The following is a 16,063-nucleotide window of genomic DNA, read 5'->3' on the forward strand; positions in this document are numbered from 1 at the left end:
TAAAAGGGCTAGAGGAGTCCCTGGATCACGCCGCCCATGACCGCGGCCCGCTCGCAATCGCTGAGCGGCCAGTCGATCACGCGCTTCAGCTCGGCCGCCGGGACCGTGTAGGGTGAATCCGTCGAGAAGAACACACGGGCCGGGCCGATATCGGGATGGGAGCCGAAGTCCGTCAGGACGGTGTCCCAGGGGGCGTAGCAGGTGTCGGCGAAGAGATTCGGCGCCCGGAGGAGGGCCGGAACGGCGTCGATCCAGAAGTCGGTGGCACCACTTCGCCCCATGAGGAATGACACTTCTGGATACCGTCCGCAGAGCAGGGCCAGCGGCAACGGCAACGCGGTGGGCGGGGTTCCGGTGCGTACGTACACGGGCCAGCCCGCATCCGCGGCGAACCGCAGCAGCGGATCGAGCAGGCCGTCGAGCAGATCGAAGCCCTGGAGCACCGGGTCGACGGCCAGGGCGCGGGCACCGTTGTCCCGTGCGCGGCGCAGTTCGTCGACCGCGGCGTCGCCGAACCACGGGTTGGCGACCGCGTAGGCGATGAGGCGCCCCTCCGAGATCATGGCGGCCTGGGTCGTCAGGTCGTTCCCGCGCCGGTTGTCGACTGCGGTGGCCCGTTCGTCGGGGGCGACGAGACAGCGGTCGATGCCGAGGCGGTCCATCGAGGTGAGCAGGTCGGGGACGGTCAGCGCGGCTTCCCTGCACTGTCCGATCCTGACATGGGCGTCTATGATCATCGCGTCCTCGTGAGTCCGAGCGCGGAGAGCGCATCCATGTGGACGATCTGGTCGATGACCTCGTCGGGAACACGGGGCATGCGGGTACCATCAACAATGTCGTTGACCCGCCCGATCCCGTCGATGGCCTCGTCAGTGGTCGCGATCGGGAAGTCGGACCCGAGCATCAACTTGTTCGTCACGTTCCACTCGACCGCCGCGACGAGGGACTCGTAACACACCCAGGGCCGCAGATAGATCGATGACACATCCGCGTACACATGGGGATGCTTGCGAATCGTGACCACGGTCTCCCGCCCCCACGGATGGCCCATGTGCGCCATCACGATCCTCAGCTCGGGGTGCCGCAGCGCGATCTCATCGGTCACCAGCGGATAGGTGTAGCGCAGCGGGGCATGCCGGATGGGTGAGGCACCTTGGTGAAAGAGGATCGGCAGGCCGCGCCGCTCGCAGAAGTCGTAGAACCGCAACGCCGGTTCCCCGAGCGGGTCGAAGTCCTGGTAGTTGGGCCCCAGCTTGACGCCGACCAGACCGAGGTCCATGCAACGTTCGGCTTCGTCGAGGGCACCGGGATCCGTCGGGTTCACCGACATGAACCCGATCCGGCGTCCTAGGCCGGCCGCGGCGAATTCCGCCGTGGCGTCGTTGGTCCTCTCCGGAGCGTACGGCAGGCCGGTCATGAGTTCCGGATCGGGAACGGCGATGTTGAAGACGATGGACACGTCCGCCGCGAGAGTGGCCTGGTCGTAGTCCTTCCACGTGTTGGTGGTGGTCACCGCCCGGTCGGTGCGCCATCCGTCGAAGGAGCGCTCCTCCTGCGGTGGCACGACATCCCGGTGCGTCGGGGTATGCGTGTGCACATCGACGATCATGACCACTCTCCGCTGAGGAGCCGGCGCGGGTTGTCGTCGAGCATCGCCTCGCGCTGTTCATCGGTGATTCCCCAGCCGTCGAGCTCGAGCACCCGGGCGACCGCGTAATCCTGGCTGGCGCGTTGCGACAGCCCGGCGTCCGACCCGAACAGCACCCGGTCGGGCGGCGCCTGCTGAAGGATCCGGCGTGCGGCGTACGGCGGCGTTCCGCAGATGCACAGGAAGAGGTTGGGCGTCTCCTGGGTGCAGGCCAGAGCCTCGCGCCAGCAATCGTGCAACCCTCCGTGCCCAAGGACGAAGGCGACCCTCGGGTGGCGCCTGGCCAACGCCGCGATCTGCGCCGGAGTGGAATAAGGCGGTGTGCCGTCGTGCGAGAGCACGATCCCGCCGGCCGCGCCGACCGTCTCGCAGATGGGATCCAGAGCGAGCTCGTGCGGGCTGAAGCCCTGGAGCCACGGATGGAGCTTGAGTCCACGCAGCCCGAGGACGGTGAGCAGGCGCTCCGCCTCCTCCAGCGCGCCCGGCCGTCGCGGGCTCACCGTGCCGAGGCCGACCAGTCGCTCCGGGCAGGCGCCGACGAACGCGGCGAGTTCGTCGTTGGCCTCCGGAGTCGGGTTGAACAGCCCGTCGTGACTCAGCACGACCGCACGATCGATGCCCGCCGAATCCAGGAAGGCCACGAAATCACCCGTGTCGAAGCCGGCTCCGCTGAGCCAGCTCGCCGTGTGCCAGGCGGGCGCGTGCGTATGAAAGTCGATCAAGATGACCTCTCGAATTCGCGCATACAGGTACTGAGAGCGGCGATGATGTGGTCGAGCCTTTCCCGCGAGCGTGCGACCTCAGCCTGGCTCGGGTCGTCGGTGAACCCGTCGATGGCCGCCCAGATCTCGGGGCTGTGCATCGTGATGCCCTCGACCTGGTACGGCACCGCGGGCGCGTTCCTGGGCTTCACCTCGCCTACGAGATGGGGAGCGATGACGCGGACCAGACCGGTCTCGAACTCGCCCGCGTGCCCGGGAGCCGCCGGGAGCAGGTGCCAGTAGTCGAGGTGGCCCACCGCTATGCCGAGCCTGGACGAGGCTTCCGAAGCCGCCGCATGGCAGAGCCCCGAGTTTCCGCCGTGCCCGTTGACGAGGAGCACCTTTCTGGCTCCCGCGGCGGCCAGGCAGTTCAGTACGTCGCCGATGAGAGCCAAGAGGGTCGTGGGGCGCAACGAGATGGTGCCGCCGAAGGGCAGGTGGTGGTCCGAGGCCCCGACGACGATGGCAGGCGCGACGATCACGGGCACGCCGGCTCGATCGGCGGCCCGTTCGGTCACCACCCCCGCGATGAGGGAATCGGTGCCGGTGGGAAGGTGCGGGCCGTGCTGCTCGACCGCTCCCACGGCGATCACCACGACGGCCCCGGGAAGCAGCGATCGCAACGTCTCTCGATCGAGATCAGCCCACTTGTACGCCGTCATGCGGCGGCCCGCCGGAACACCGCTTCGCTCACCCGCATGGCCTGAAGCCCGTCGTTCAGATCCGGGTGTGGGTGGAGCTCTCGTCCGCGCACCAGGTCGACGAATCGGCTGAGCTGGAGATCGAAGCACCGCGTGACGCGATCGACGGGGAAGCTCACGTTCTCCGTGCCTTTCGCGTCGCGCAACTCGAGCTCGAAGGTGTCCAGCCGCAGCGTGGCTGTTCCGAGGTCGCCCAGCACAGTGATCTCACAGGGCGGCAGCGCCTCCGTCAGCCAGCCGAACTCGGCGAGAACCTGGGTGCCGTCCGGGTAGCGCAGCCTCGCTCCGATGAGGTTGGCGGCCGCCAGACCATCGCGGGTGGGCATCGACCACGCGTCGCAGATGTCCGGCACCCCGCCGATCAGGAACGCGAGCCAGTCGAAGAGGTGCGAGCCCTCATGGATCACCGGCGCCCCGTGGGCGAGGGTCGCCTCGATACGCCGGGCGTGCGCCTTGTCCGCGGGACGGCGGACCTCGTCGTAGATGTGGGCCCGGACGAGGAGACGGGCGCCCAGCCGGCCGCCCTTGATCCACTCTCGCAACCGGGCCAGCGCCGGATCGTGCCGATAGGTCAGCCCGACCTGCAGGCGCCGCCGCTGTGCGGTGGTCAGGTTCTGGAAGGCGCCGGCGTTGGTGATCGGCTTCTCCGCCAGGACGAACCAGTCTTCGGCCAGCAGGCGTGCGGCCAGGTCAGAGGTCACCCAGGGCGGCGTGGCCAGCACGAACGCGTCGATCTTGTGTGCCGCGATCGCGTCATCGACTGACGCTTCCGTACGGAACGCGTCGCCGGCCACCTTGCGGCGATCGGGTGAGGGGTCCACGAGGCAGGCGATCGTGACCTCTGGATGCCTGGTCAGCGCGGGGAGATGCGCCGTCATCCCGATGTCCCCCAGACCGACCAGTGCCACCCGCGTCATGTCCCTATCACTCCAATCTTCGATATTTTGAAGATAGTTTCGCTATATTGGATAGACTACTCTCGACTATCTGTCCCGACAAGGGTCGCCTACGGGGCCTGGGCGCCGAGATGGCGAGAGATGTGGTCGGCCAGCTGGGTCAACCCCTCCTTGGCCTTGCGAGTAACGGCCGCGGTCAGGTCCTTGGCGAAACCGGTCACCCCCACCGCGCCCGCCACCTTGCCCTGGGCGTCGAAGAACGGTACGGCGACACAGCCGACCCTCGCCTCTTCCTCCTCGTCCTCCACTGCGAATCGCCGGCTCCGGATCTCGACGAGCTGAGCCTTGAACGTCTCCACCCCTCCCGTGGGCGCCTTGGGGCCGGTGGCCGGCTTCATCCGCGACAGGAGCGGCTCCAGTTCCTCTTCCGACAGGAAGGCGGCGATCGCCTTGCCCAGGGCGGTGAGGTTGAAAGGCGACACCTTTCCCGGATAAGTGTCGAACTGGATGATGCCGGGCGAGGCGGCCTTCGCCACGTACACCACGCTGGCCCCGTTGAGTACGCCGATGTGCACCGGCATGTCCAGCCGTTCGGCGAGCTCCTGCATCTCGCGTTGGGCGATGGTGGCCAGGTCGGCCTTCCGGGTCAGTTGTACCGCCAGGCCGTACAGTGCGAGCGTGGCCTGCCAGAAATGACTGCGCCCGACGACTCGGCGGGAGGCGTAACCGCGAAGCTCCAGGGTGTAGACGATGGAAGCGCAGGTCGCCATGGGAATGCCGGTCTTCCTGGCCAGGGCGGTCAGAGTGAGACCACCGTTGGCGGCGACGAGCGCTTCGAGCACTGTGAGCGTGCGACCCGCGGAAGGAGACGGATCACGGTCGGAGCTCTTGGCGGTGGACATGGCGCAAGTGTAAAACGCGAGCGACCTCGAACGCGGTCCGAGATTCGATAATTCGTAGATAAGTACCATATCTCGAAGCTCATGGTCCACACTTCCGCGACGCGACTCGCTCGGGATGGACTCGCTAACGCAGCAGCTCCCGCACATCCTCCTGGAGCTCCACGCCCAGCCCGGGCGCATCCGGCAGGCGGACGCGCACTCCGTCGGAGTCCAGAGGTGCGGCGAGCACGTCCTCATCGTAGTAATACGCACCGATGATGTCGGAGGGGATGTCCTCACACAGACGGGGAAGCGCGCAGGCCACGTGCAGTTGCGCCGCCGCGCCGACCCCCAGCTCACCGTTCGAACCGATCAGGACCTCCACCCCGAACGCCTCGGCGACCCGGCCCATGGCCACCGCCTGTTCCGGACCTCCGCTCTTGCCCACGTACAGGCTCACCACATCGCACGCCTGGGCCCGCACCACGTGCACGAGGTCTCCCATGCCGAAGACGCTCTCATCGGCGACGATGGGCAGGCCACGGCCGCGCAGCTCGCGCATGCCCTCAAGGTCTCCCGGCTCGACCGGCTGTTCCAGGAACGCCGGGCCGTGACCACGGACTCGCTCCAACGCACGCTCGGCGTCCCGGCGGCTGTAGCCACCATTGGCGTCCAGGCCCAGGAGGGTTTGCGGCCCGGCGAGCCCGCGCGCCAAGGCCACCCGCTCGCTGTCCGCGTCGACGTCCATGCCGATCTTGACTTTGAACGAGGCGAAGCCGGCGGCGCGGGCGGCCGCGTGCACGCGCCGTAGCCGTTCGCCGTCACCGCTCAGCGAGCACTTGATGGGCACCTCGGTCCTGAAGGGACCGCCCAGTGCGGCCGCCAAGGGAACGTCCAGCGTCCGCGCGTAGGCGTCCCACAGAGCGATCGACATGCCCGCCTTGGTGAAGGGATTGCCGGCGAGCGCCAGGTCCATACGGCTCTGCAATGCGGCCACCGGCACGAGCGGCTGACCGATGATCGCCGGGGCCAGGACCTGCCTGATGACATGCTCGGCCGTGACGGCGTCCTCACCGCTCCACGACAAGGTGGCGCTCACCTCTCCGATGCCCGATATCCCGGCCGAGGTCTCCACCCTGACCAGCAGGAAGTCGGAACGATCGTGTGCCCCCCGAGCGCCGACCACCACCAGGTCCGGCCGCACGGCGAGGCTGACCCCGGCGGTGTGAACGGATTTGACGGTCGCGATCATCATGACCTCCATCGCCCCGAGAGCTACAAAGGACGTCTCTTCGGTATTCAGAATGTAGAAACGCTATTCAGAAGATGAAATTATGGGAGCCTCCCGTTCCCCACAAGTGGGTCCCCACACCAAGGTGAGATCACATGAGTCGCACCGCGCACAGCACCGCGAGCGCCCCAGCTCCACGAGGCCACTACTCGCAGGTCGTCACTTCCGGCGACCTCGTCGTGACGGCGGGCTTTGGCCCGGTCGACCCCGTCAGCCGCACGATCGTGGGCGAGGACATCCAGGAACAGACCCGCCAGACGCTGCGCAATGTCATGGCCGCGCTTGAAGCGGCGGGGTGTGGCATGCAGGATGTGGTGAAGGTGACCGCGCACCTCGCCGATGCCGATCGGGACTGGGAGGGCTTCGACGCGGTCTTCCCCGAGTTCTTCGACCCGCCCTATCCCGTACGGACCACAGCCGGGTCCAGCCTCGGCGACATTCTGGTCGAGATCGACGTCCTGGCCAGAAGAAACCCGGCCGCTTGACGGAGGACCGCGTCCGGCGCGCCTGTGCGGCCGTCACGGCTTCCAGGTCAACTGGGCCTCGCCGTACTTCGCCGCCCGGACATCGCCGGAACGGGCGTGGCCTTCGAAGAGCTCCACCCGTGATGCCCGCCCGCAGACCTCGCCCAGCATCGCGCTGGCAGCCGGATCCGTCACCTCCTGATAGGTGACGGTCTTCAGGAACTTGCCGACCCACAGGCCGCCGGTGTACCGGGCGGCTCCCCGCGTCGGCAGGACGTGGTTGGTGCCGATCACTTTGTCCCCGAAGGACACGCAGGTCTTCTCGCCGAGGAACAGCGCCCCGTAATCGCGCATGGCGTCCAAGGCCTTGCGGGGTTCGGCGGTGAGGACCTCCACATGCTCGAACGCATAGCGGTCGGCCAGGGTGTAGGCCTCGTCGAGCGATCCCACCACGTGAATCTCCCCGTGATCGCGCCAGGCGGGTCCGGCGTAGTCACGGGTCGGCATGCCCGGCAGCAGTTGCTCGATGTACTCGCGAACCGCGGCGGCCAGGGGGGCCGAGGTGGTGATGAGCACGGCCGGGGAATCCGGTCCGTGCTCGGCCTGGCTCAGCAGATCGACGGCCACGACGAACGCGTCGGCGCTGTCATCGGCGATGACGAGAATCTCGGTCGGCCCGGCGAACAGGTCGATGCCCACCTCGCCGAAGAGCTGGCGCTTGGCCTCGGCCACGTAGGCGTTGCCAGGGCCGGCCAGGATGTTCACCCTGGCGATGGACTCGGTTCCCAGAGCGAGCGCGGCGACCGCGTGCACCCCGCCCAGCACGTAGATCTCATCGGCACCGGCCATCCGCATCGCGGCGACGGTCACGGGCGGGATCTGTCCACGCAGGGGCGGCGTGCAGGCGGCGACCCGGGACACACCCGCGACCTTGGCCGTCACGATCGTCATGTGCGCCGAAGCGGTCAGCGGGTAGCGTCCGCCGGGAACGTACGCGCCGGAGGCGGTGACCGGCACGTGACGCTGGCCGAGCCGTACTCCAGGAAGCGTCTCCACCTCGAAGTCGGTCATGGATGCCCGCTGGTGCTCGGCGAACCGGCGCACCTGCTGCTGCACGAACCTGATGTCCTCGAGCGCCTGGTCGTCGACGCGCTCGACGATCCTGTCGATCGACTCTCGATCAAGCAGGAACGACTCGGGTGACCAGCCGTCGAAGCGCGCGGAAAATTCGCGTACGGCGGCGTCGCCGCGTTCACGTACGTCGTCGATGATCGAAGCGACGCTCTCCTTGACGTTCACGGACTCTCCCTCGGATGTGAGCGGTCATGGGGTAGGAAGATCAGTGGTGTTCAGCCTTTCAGGGCGCCGGCGGTGAGTCCCTTGGTGATCTGGTTCTGCAGGAACGCGAACAGCACAAGAACCGGGACCGCGACGATGATCATCCCGGCGAACAGGGTGACCCAGTTGGTCCCGTAGTCGGCAGCCTGCCCGAGCTGGAAGAGCCCGAGCGGGATCGTCATCTTCTCGGGTGAGTGGATGAGCACCAGCGCGTAGAAGAACTCGTTCCAGTTGTTCAGGAAGCTGATGATCGTCACGGATGCCAGGCCGGGAGTCAGCAGGGGCAGGATCACCTGAACGAAGGCCCGGGCCGGCCCGGCGCCGTCCACCGCCGCCGACTCCTCCAGTTCGCGCGGCAGCGTGCGCAGGAAGCCGACCAGGACGAAGACGTTGAACGGCAGGTTGTAGGTCGCGTACACCAGGATCAGTCCGATCCGGGTGTCGAGCAGTCCCAGGTCCTGAAGGGTCAGATAGAGCGGGATGAAGGTCACCATCCACGGCACCATGAGCCCGGACAGGAACAGCGCCAGCACCACCCCACTGAAGCGGAAGGGGATGCGCGCGATCGGGTAGGCCGCGAACGCGGACAGCACGACGCCCAGCAGGGTGGCGGCGACGCTCACCAGCACGCTGTTGCCGAAGAACGAGCCGATGTCGGCGTTGGTCCAGGCAACAGCGTAGTTCTGCCAGCTCCAGTCCTTGGCGACGCTCCACGGGGAAGTGGCCAGGAACTCGCTGTTGGTCTTCATCGAGACGTTGAACACCCACGCGAACGCGGCGACCGTGGAGAACGTGATCGCCCCGAACAGGAGATAGATGATCAGATGGTGCCGCCGGAACGGCGCCCTAGTATTCGATCGAGGCACGCTTCAGCACCCTGTTGAGAATCTGCGCGACGACGAGCGTCACGACTACCAGCGCGATGCCCATCGCCGCCGCGTATCCGAACTCGGTCTGTTCGAAGGCCACCCGGTACATCAGGGTGCCGACGACGTCGGTGGAGCCGAACGGGCCGCCACCGGTCATGATGAACACGAAGGCGAAGGCCTGTATGGTCTGCACGACCCAGAGCACGAGCATGACTCGGAGCGGATCTCGCAGCAGCGGCAACATCACCGACCGGAACAGCCGCCACTCGCCGGCGCCCTCGACGCGGGCGGCCTCCAGCACGCTCTTGGGCAGCCGCTCGAAGGCCGCGCACAACAGCACGATCCAGATCCCGATGCCGTGCCAGACGGTGGTGAACGCCACCGCCGGCAGGGCGCTGGCCGGGTTGCCGAGCCACTCCGTGGCCAGACCACTCAGGCCGATGCTCTTCAACGACGGGTTGATCAGCCCGAGCGTGGGGTGGTACACGAACTTCCACATGAGAGCCACGACCGCGGCCGACAACACCACCGGTGCGAAGGTCACGAAGCGAAAGAGCCGCTCCCCGTGGATGCGCTGGGTCAGCGCCCAGGCGATCGCGATCGCCGGCGGGAACAACATGCATCCGCCGACGAAGGCGAGTATGAAGGTGTTCTTCACCGCGTTGAGGTAGTCCGGATCCCCGGCCAGGCTGGTGTAGTTGGCCGGGCCGACATAGCGGGATGACCCGGTCCTGGTCCACTCGGTGAAGGAGATGCCCACCGTGCGGACCAGAGGGTAGAGGTAGAACACCCCGAGCAGCAGCAGTGCGGGGAGCAGGAACGGGATGACGATGCGCCGCTGGGACGATCGGAACACGGGGCTCCCCCTTCAGTTGCCGTACACTCGCCGCAGCCCCTTGTCGAGGCGCTCCAGAGTCTGCGCGGCGTCCTGTTCCCCGAACAGCAGGCGGGCGATCTCGGGGTAGACGACCTTGCTCGCCTTGCTCTCGGTGATGCCGTAGGCTCGCGGCTTCAGCGCGTCGGCAGAGGCGAGGACCTGGTCGATGCCGGGAATTCCGGGCGGGCTCGGCACACCGGTGACCGCGGACACTTCGCCGATCTCGTGGGCACGCCTCGTCTGCGTCTCCACGCTGGTCAGCCGGCGGGCCCACTCGAGAGCCAGTGGGATGTTACGGCTCTTGGCGGAGATGGACATTTGCTGCAAGGCGGCCATCAGGGCGCTCTGGTCCCCAGCGCCGCCGGGAACCGTCGGGAAGGCCACGACACCGATCTGGAAGTCCTTGGGGATCACGTCCTTCATCTCACTGACGAGCCAGGATCCCATGAGGATCATGCCCGCCTTGCCCTGGAAGAACTGGGCCTGGGCGGCGGTGAAGTCGGTTCCCTTGAAGCCTTGCAGAAAGGCGTCCTTGTCCCGCAGGTCCTGCAACATCTGCAGACCCTTGAGGAAGCCCGGGTCCTCGGTGATGTGCCCCTTCCCCTCGGACAGAACGCCGCGGGCCTTGTCATAGCCGACCGTTCGCAACCACAGGTGGTCGCTCCACATGCCCATGTACGGCTCGAAGAGCCCCGTGAGCGCGATCGGCGCCACGCCCTTGGCCTTGAGGGCGTCGCTCGCGGCGATCAGATCGTCCCAGGTCGCCGGGGGTTTGAGGGCATTGTCCTTGAACAGCTTGGCGTTGTAGAACAGCACGTGCAAGGACAACTCGGACGGGACGCCGTAGACGCCCCCGCTCTTCGGGTGCGACATGAACGCGCGGACCGTCGGGCTGAAGCGATCCAGCCAGGGCTTGCCGGTCTGAGGGTCGTTCTGCTGCAGGTAGGGCTTCAGGTCGAGCAGCGCCCCGTCGTCCGCCCACTCGACCAGGCTGGGGTTCGTGCCGTCGAACATGCCGTAGTCGACGTCCGGCGGAGTTCCTGCCCGCCAGCGCTGCTCGATGCCGGGCCGCGCCTGCGTGTTGGCGAAGGTCAGCGAAATATCGGCGCCCTTGTAGTCCTTCCCCAACTGGGCGGCAAGATCTTCCAGGAGTCGCAGGCCGGGAGTCCCCTTCGCCGACAGCACACCGACCTCGATCTTGCCGCCCTTGATGGCGTCGTGCCAGCCGGCGGCAGCGGGACCGGCGTTCGCGGCCTCCTGCCTGCCGGCACAGCCGGCGAGCAGGAGCGAGCACATCGCCAGAGCCAGTATTCGCCGCTTTTTCATGATCTATCTCCGTTCACGGGCTACCGTCGGGCTGTTGTGGCCACCTGGAGCCCACACCACCCCGGATAGTTATATTCAATATTTCGAAACTAATTCCGAGAGTTTGGAAATAGTATCCCCAGCTGATACCACGCACAAGGAGATGCCCGGTGGTGTCCTCTCCGGCGCCAAGAGACGCCCGCTCTCGCGCTACGAGGCCGGCATCGAACTGAAGGCGACCAAGCCGTCAGTCCACACCCCAGGCACCCGCGTGCTCTCGGTCCAGGGGTTGCGGCCGAGCGCGGCACCGTTGTGGCGGTAGATCCCGAGCTCTCCGGAAGCCGCCGTCGCGATCAGGTCGCCGAGGCCGTCACCATCGACATCCTGTACGTCGAGCCGGGCGGTGTTCGCCCACATGGTGCCGACACGGTAAGCCGACGAAGACTCCGGCCGCGCCGGGTCCCACCGCCACAACGGCGCACTGCCAGGACCGGCGGGTGAGCCGGGATGAGGCAAGATCCACAACGAGCCGTCCCCCTCCCGGATGATCAGGTCGCGCTTGCCGTCCCCGGTCGCCTCGCCGAATCGCACCACGTCCGTACCTTGCAGGCCCACCGCTATGTCCGACCAGTTGCCGGCCGACAACCACGGGCTCGAGGTGGCCCGGCCGTCATGCAGCCAGAACCGCAGATTGCCGGCCGGCATCCGGGACAGAAGGTCCGGACGGCGGTCGCCGTTGACGTCCTCCAGGATCACGGCGGCCGCGTTGTTCCAGCCGCTCATGCCGAAGACCTTGCTCGTCGGGCTCCACGCCCGTGCCGGATCCGCGGCGGAGTGCGGGTGGAACCAGACGCTGCCGGTGCCCGCGGGATCGCGGATGAACAGGTCCATCGCACCGTCCAACGTGACATCGCCAAGGGTGAGCACGTCGGGGCCGGCCCAATCGATTCCGGCCAGTTGCCTGGTGGTGCGACTCCACGGTTGCGCCGGGTCGCCGGAGTGTGGGTAGTGCCAGAGCCGCCCGTCCCGGTCCAGCCCTACAGCGTCGCCGGGTTTGACGGGCCGGGGTCCACCTCCGGGATCGTCATCGCCCACCAGGAGCGCGGCCACGCCCGCGCTCGCCCCGGCGATGGTCGCGAGCACAGCGGCGCCGCCCTTCGCGACGGCGGTGGCCACCCCGCCGGTGGAGATGACGGCGACCCCGGTGTCCGAGGTCGACCAGGTCACCTCGGCGGTCACGTCCCGGCTCGTACCGTTGGCGAGCAAGGTGGCGCGGAAGGCGGCCGTGGCCCCCGCGTCCACGGTGGCCGACCGGGGCTCGATCCGCAACGTCGCGGCGGCCGACTGCGGCGGATTGATGGCGAGAAGGTGGTAGCCGGCCGCCCAGCCCCCTACCCGAATGCCGACCGGCCAGGGATTCTCGCCGGCCGGAGCACCGTTGTGGTAGTAGATCCGCAGGTCGCCCGCCGCGTCGGTGGCCACGAGGTCGCCCAGCCTGTCACCGTTGAGGTCCTGCACATCGAGTCGCACGTCGTCGGCCCAGGTCGTGCCGAGCCCGTACGGGCTGGCCGGATCAGCCGCGAGCGTGGACATCCGCCGCTCGGCGCGCATCTTGACCTTCTTGCTCCAGCGCCACAGCGTCTCCCGTTTCGCTGGACGAACAGGCTCCTCCCCGGCGGTCGCGGCCGCTGCGACACCTGGGTGAGGCAGCACCCACAGCGAACCGTCGTCCTCGCGGATCACCAGGTCACGAAGTCCGTCACCGGTCAGGTCGCCGAAGCGGACGACGTCGGTCCGTTCAAGTCCTTCGGCGATGTCGTACGGCGGCACCGTCAGCCAGGGGCTCGCGGTCGTGTTGCCGTCATGCGGCCATACCCTGAGGTTTCCGCCGGCCTGCCGGGCGAGCAGATCGGGCCGGCCGTCCCGGTCGACGTCCTCCACCAGGGCCGAGGCCACCCCGTTCCAGCCGTACATGCCGAGCACCCTGGCATCGGGTGCCCAAGCGGCCCCGTCGCGGGTCGGGTGATAGCCCACCGAGCCGTCGCCCGGGGTCCGGGTGAAGAGATCCGGCATCCCGTCGAGCGAGATGTCCGACAGCTGTAGAAGGTCCGGCGCCTGCCAGGCGCCCGCCACCGGCCGTCGGCTCTCTTCGGTCCATGGCCGGACAGGGTCGCCCGTGTACGGGTGGATCCAGAGCTGGCCGGCGCTGTCACGGGCGACGAGATCTCCTGGGGCGACCGCGCCGGTCCTGGCCGCGGAGGAGCGCGCCGGGACGGCGAGCGTGGTCAGGCAGACCAGAACCGCCATGACCGCTTGTGGTAGGGATCTGCGCACGACGATCTCCTCACAGAACGATGGTGGAGCCGGGCGACGCAGTCCGAGCGTGGCCGTTGACATTGATCGTCTTGAGCCCGGGCAACGGTGGGACGTGCAGGAGCACACGAGGCCGAGTGCGCCAGCGCCACTTCGCCCGGAACGTGACGTCGAGCGTCCGTCCTTTGCGCCCGAGACGGAACCGCAGGTCGGCCGGGCCGTACTGGGTCGGAATGCCGTCGAAGACGGTCTCCTCCCGCTCGCTCAGCCAGGGCAACGGGCACAGACGCAGGAGGTGGAGTTCGTCGTCCTTGAGCGCATCGTCGACCACCGCCTTGAGAAGATGCCAGGTGACCAGCGCGGAGGTCGACAGCTGGCCCTGCATGCCGTGACGGTGCTCGTTGGAGACGAAGGTCTGCGGCGACAGTCCGGCGACCGCCAGGCTGTAGAGCCCTTCGAGAAAGCGGGGACGGTCACCGGCCCGCCACGTGTGCGACAGGTTCCAGCTGTAGCAGGGCTCGCAACTGGAGACCTCGTGAAGCAGCACAGCACGGTGAATGGGATTGGAGCGGACATCCCACAGCTGGGTGTTGGGACCGACGCGGAAGAAGTCCAGGTGTGAGCGCATCAGCGGGTCGTCGGCGTCGAACACCCCCGCCCACACGAAGAACAGCGGGCCGCCGTCCAGAAGGAACGCGTCCTGAAAGATGTGGAAGGGCCGGTCGGTGAAGTCGGCCTTGGGGACGGGCTGTGCGGACCCGTCGGGGTGCCGCCAGGTCGGGGCCCCCTTCATCAACTCGCGGTAAGCCTTGACCAGGGCATCCTTGAACGCCTTGCGAGCGGCGTCCAGCTCGCTCGCCCGCGGATGTTCGACCCGCCGCAGGAGCCGGACCGCTGTGGCCAGCCCCTTGTAGCACCAGGCCTGGGACCAGATCCCCTGCGTTTCGAGCAGTTCGTCGGTGGCGACCGCCTTGGGCATCAAACCATGGACACCGTCGTGGTCGGTGTTCTCGCAGGAGTCCTTGACGAAGTCGCAAGCCTTGACGATGACGTCGAGCCATTCGTCGATGAAGGCCTTGTCACCACTGAGCAGCGCGTGGTTCGCGATGCTCTGCAGGATGGCCCCGTGGTCCGACAACCAGTCGAAGGCCCGCAGGTGTGCGGGTGAACCCAGATAGCCGGGATGGAGCTGGTAGGCCGAGCCTGGCGGCTTCCTGGTGCCCTGCGTGGATTTGAACAGCCGCAGATGCTTGCGCGCGATGCCGTGTCGGCCCAAGGGGTCGAGCAACATGTGGAAGACCATCGAGGTGGGGGTGGCCCACAGCACGTCGTAGCCGAACGAGCCGGTGAGCAGCGTGTGGTCTCCTGTTTCCGGGCTCTTCTCACCGACGATCTCGGTGAGTTCGACGAACCGTCGCAGAGCCTCGTTGATGTACGGCTCGGGCGTGTGAATGGTCGCCCCTTTGTCGGCCGTGGCCGACCAGTAGGCGTTCGCCTCGGCGAGTGCTCCGTCCCACCCGAGCGCCAGCTCGCGATCGAACTCGGCGCGGGCCTGTGGCCTCATGGCCACCAGCAGGTCAATGTGCGAACCGCTCTGGACGTCCAGGGTGAGCTTGAGGTCGTAGACACGTTCGGCCGGGGTCTCTTCGAACGTCGCCTGATCGGGCCGTAGGAGCGCGGTGCCCAGGCGGATGGTGTTGTCCAGGTGCTGGATGCGTACTTCGCGCGGTTGGCCGCCCGGGTTGTAGATCGGGGCCAGCCGCATCCGGCCGGGCAACGCCGCCTGTACCGGATCGTATTCGAGTGTCACACCGTTCTCGTCGGCGTACCCGTCCCGGAAGAACACGTGCCGTCGCGACATCCGCACCACGAACGGGAGTTTCTGCGGTGCCCGGAGCGGGTCCACGCTTTCGATCTCGAGCCGCACCCACGCGTACAGCGGGTCGGTCTCCCGCTCGTAGTCCCCGCCTCCGCCCAAGTGGCCGAAGACGGACTGCCGGACGATCACTCCTTGCGGTAACCGCCACCGGGTCCACAGCACCGGGGCCGCCGTCTCCTGCCACCAGCCCTGCTCGCCGATGCCGAGATCGTCCTGCCACATGTACCGTTTCTGCGTCACCGGCGCGGGAAACCCGCCGTGGAAGTCAGGCGGCAGGAACTGCAACTGCATGCCCTGCCCCTGGTACTTCATCACGTTGTCCTTGGTGGACCAGGCCGGCCCCGGCTCGCACATCAGCATGCCGTTGTAGAACACGTTGAACCGGAACAGATGCCCCTTCCACCCTATGGGGGTCCACTCCTGGCGCTGCGGCGCCCACCAGGATCGAGCGATGGTCAGATTCGGTTCGGGAGTGCCGGTGGACGGGACGGCCGCCACCGATTCAGAGGGACCGGCTTCAGAGGGACCGGCGTACGCGCCTGAGGTGGCCAGCACGCTGCCCGCGGTGGCGCCACCGGCCAGCGATAAGAAGCGTCTACGGGCGAGACGGGACATGGGATCTCCTCCGGACGAGGGTGGGGGTGCAAACTGAGGCTCCAGCGCAGCCGATCAGTTCGTGCATGATCTGCGAGCCTCTATCTTCGGCATTTAGAATTTATATCTTCCATATGAGAGAAATCTAGCCCCCGGCACCGGCTGAAGACAATGGTTGCCCGGAGGGCTTGCCACAATTACTCTCATATAGAGAACTATCTTCTAAATATCGAAGATAGTGTGAGA

14 protein-coding genes are annotated in these 16,063 nt (G+C 67.2%); 1 reads left to right on the forward strand and 13 read right to left on the reverse strand.

Annotation, left to right across the window (positions count from 1 at the left end):
• Positions 1-8 precede the first annotated feature (8 nt).
• The 7 genes from EJK15_RS22620 to EJK15_RS22650 all read right to left on the reverse strand — a co-directional run bounded on the left by EJK15_RS22620 (position 9) and on the right by EJK15_RS22650 (position 6,142).
• Positions 9-737, reverse strand: a complete 729-nt coding sequence (locus EJK15_RS22620) for an amidohydrolase family protein (protein WP_138712457.1) — start codon at positions 735-737, stop codon at positions 9-11.
• The gene (locus EJK15_RS22625; RefSeq protein ID WP_138712458.1) at positions 734-1,609 is read right to left on the reverse strand and encodes an amidohydrolase family protein; all 876 of its coding nucleotides are present in this window, start codon (positions 1,607-1,609) and stop codon (positions 734-736) included. Before EJK15_RS22625 ends, EJK15_RS22620 begins: the two co-directional genes overlap by 4 nt.
• Positions 1,606-2,370 (reverse strand): amidohydrolase family protein, encoded by a 765-nt coding sequence (locus EJK15_RS22630; RefSeq protein ID WP_138712459.1) that lies wholly within the window; start codon positions 2,368-2,370, stop codon positions 1,606-1,608. Before EJK15_RS22630 ends, EJK15_RS22625 begins: the two co-directional genes overlap by 4 nt.
• Complete coding sequence (locus tag EJK15_RS22635; protein ID WP_138712460.1) at positions 2,367-3,071, reverse strand: creatininase family protein; 705 nt, start codon at positions 3,069-3,071, stop codon at positions 2,367-2,369. Before EJK15_RS22635 ends, EJK15_RS22630 begins: the two co-directional genes overlap by 4 nt.
• Positions 3,068-4,027, reverse strand: a complete 960-nt coding sequence (locus EJK15_RS22640) for a Gfo/Idh/MocA family protein (RefSeq protein WP_138712461.1) — start codon at positions 4,025-4,027, stop codon at positions 3,068-3,070. The genes EJK15_RS22635 and EJK15_RS22640 overlap by 4 nt, the downstream gene beginning before the upstream one ends.
• Positions 4,028-4,116: 89 nt before the next feature.
• Positions 4,117-4,908, reverse strand: coding sequence for an IclR family transcriptional regulator (locus tag EJK15_RS22645; protein ID WP_138712462.1), 792 nt, complete (start codon positions 4,906-4,908; stop codon positions 4,117-4,119).
• A gap of 124 nt (positions 4,909-5,032) precedes the next feature.
• Positions 5,033-6,142 carry a mandelate racemase/muconate lactonizing enzyme family protein gene (locus EJK15_RS22650; RefSeq protein ID WP_206061045.1) on the reverse strand — a complete coding sequence of 370 codons (1,110 nt, stop codon included), beginning with the start codon at positions 6,140-6,142 and terminating at the stop codon, positions 5,033-5,035.
• A gap of 131 nt (positions 6,143-6,273) precedes the next feature.
• Here EJK15_RS22650 and EJK15_RS22655 point away from each other — a divergent pair, with 131 nt between their 5' ends.
• Complete coding sequence (locus EJK15_RS22655) at positions 6,274-6,663, forward strand: RidA family protein (RefSeq protein WP_138712463.1); 390 nt, start codon at positions 6,274-6,276, stop codon at positions 6,661-6,663.
• Between the two features lie 33 nt (positions 6,664-6,696).
• On the opposite strand, the gene hisD is transcribed toward EJK15_RS22655, so the two are convergent.
• The 6 genes from hisD to EJK15_RS22685 form a co-directional block, all read right to left on the reverse strand.
• Positions 6,697-7,941, reverse strand: coding sequence for a histidinol dehydrogenase (gene hisD, locus EJK15_RS22660; RefSeq protein ID WP_138712464.1), 1,245 nt, complete (start codon positions 7,939-7,941; stop codon positions 6,697-6,699).
• A 50-nt stretch (positions 7,942-7,991) separates the two neighbouring features.
• Positions 7,992-8,846: a carbohydrate ABC transporter permease gene (locus EJK15_RS22665; RefSeq protein ID WP_138712465.1), complete on the reverse strand. Its 855-nt coding sequence runs from the start codon at positions 8,844-8,846 to the stop codon at positions 7,992-7,994.
• Positions 8,827-9,705 carry a carbohydrate ABC transporter permease gene (locus tag EJK15_RS22670; RefSeq protein WP_138712466.1) on the reverse strand — a complete coding sequence of 293 codons (879 nt, stop codon included), beginning with the start codon at positions 9,703-9,705 and terminating at the stop codon, positions 8,827-8,829. The genes EJK15_RS22665 and EJK15_RS22670 overlap by 20 nt, the downstream gene beginning before the upstream one ends.
• A 12-nt stretch (positions 9,706-9,717) precedes the next feature.
• Entirely contained in the window at positions 9,718-11,052 is a 1,335-nt protein-coding gene (locus tag EJK15_RS22675; protein ID WP_138712467.1) for an ABC transporter substrate-binding protein, read from the reverse strand.
• Between the two features lie 189 nt (positions 11,053-11,241).
• Positions 11,242-13,365, reverse strand: a complete 2,124-nt coding sequence (locus tag EJK15_RS22680) for an FG-GAP-like repeat-containing protein (RefSeq protein ID WP_138712468.1) — start codon at positions 13,363-13,365, stop codon at positions 11,242-11,244.
• 10 nt (positions 13,366-13,375) lie between these two features.
• On the reverse strand, positions 13,376-15,838 hold the full coding sequence (locus EJK15_RS22685; RefSeq protein WP_138712469.1) for a hypothetical protein: 2,463 nt from the start codon (positions 15,836-15,838) through the stop codon (positions 13,376-13,378).
• Positions 15,839-16,063: the final 225 nt, after the last annotated feature.

Source organism: Nonomuraea basaltis (assembly GCF_005893125.1).
Classification (GTDB): Bacteria; Actinomycetota; Actinomycetes; order Streptosporangiales; family Streptosporangiaceae; genus Nonomuraea; species Nonomuraea basaltis.

Coding starts and splice junctions, on each gene's coding strand:
- EJK15_RS22675 (WP_138712467.1), bottom strand. CDS start 11,052: ATGAAAAAGCGGCGAATACTGGCTCTGGCGATGTGCTCGCTCCTGCTC.
- EJK15_RS22620 (WP_138712457.1), bottom strand. CDS start 737: ATGATCATAGACGCCCATGTCAGGATCGGACAGTGCAGGGAAGCCGCG.
- EJK15_RS22655 (WP_138712463.1), top strand. CDS start 6,274: ATGAGTCGCACCGCGCACAGCACCGCGAGCGCCCCAGCTCCACGAGGC.
- EJK15_RS22635 (WP_138712460.1), bottom strand. CDS start 3,071: ATGACGGCGTACAAGTGGGCTGATCTCGATCGAGAGACGTTGCGATCG.
- EJK15_RS22640 (WP_138712461.1), bottom strand. CDS start 4,027: ATGACGCGGGTGGCACTGGTCGGTCTGGGGGACATCGGGATGACGGCG.
- EJK15_RS22625 (WP_138712458.1), bottom strand. CDS start 1,609: ATGATCGTCGATGTGCACACGCATACCCCGACGCACCGGGATGTCGTG.
- EJK15_RS22650 (WP_206061045.1), bottom strand. CDS start 6,142: ATGATGATCGCGACCGTCAAATCCGTTCACACCGCCGGGGTCAGCCTC.
- EJK15_RS22685 (WP_138712469.1), bottom strand. CDS start 15,838: ATGTCCCGTCTCGCCCGTAGACGCTTCTTATCGCTGGCCGGTGGCGCC.
- EJK15_RS22645 (WP_138712462.1), bottom strand. CDS start 4,908: ATGTCCACCGCCAAGAGCTCCGACCGTGATCCGTCTCCTTCCGCGGGT.